Origin of the sequence: Vibrio sp. 10N.222.48.A3, from assembly GCF_041475345.1 — a bacterium.
Lineage (GTDB): Bacteria > Pseudomonadota > Gammaproteobacteria > Enterobacterales > Vibrionaceae > Vibrio > Vibrio tasmaniensis_A.
In genome coordinates, this window is record NZ_JBFRVX010001682.1 from 1 (window position 1) to 532 (window position 532).

The following is a 532-nucleotide window of genomic DNA, read 5'->3' on the forward strand; positions in this document are numbered from 1 at the left end:
ATCTACACCGCCGGACATACCGACAATTACTTTCTTTTCGCTGTTTCCAGAGCTGATATCTGACATGTCTAAACACCGTTACTATTACTTGGTCGCAGATTCTAACAGAAAGAGAAACACCGTGACAGATCCGAGACCGGAATCACAGTTTCATTTGCACAAATAATGCGCTGACTTCGTTAGAGAATCGCATGAACGCGAGGAGACTCGCTAGGATGTCAGATCTATATGTGGCATAGTCGCTCAAAATCCAAGAGCTGAGATAAAAAATGTCTGAACAAAATGAGTTTATGCAAGAAGAACAGTTGATCGAGATTATCGAGAACCAACTTGAAGATGGGCAACCAGTAAAAGTTAAAGAGACGCTAATGCGTTTAATGATGACAGGTACACCTCGTGAAGAGGCAATTGTAGCGATGGCATGTGCACTGGCAATTGAAGTATTTGATGTAATGAAAAACGGCGCAGAGTTTAATCAAAAACGTTACGCCGAGCATTTGGGCATGCTGCCTGATCTTAGCTTTATGGAAGG

Annotated in this window: 1 protein-coding gene; it reads left to right on the forward strand. The window is 42.5% G+C overall.

What is annotated here, in order from left to right:
* Window positions 1-269: 269 nt before the first annotated feature.
* Window positions 270-532 (forward strand): hypothetical protein (locus AB4653_RS28400; RefSeq protein ID WP_372105975.1); only part of this gene is annotated, 263 nt, incomplete at its 3' end.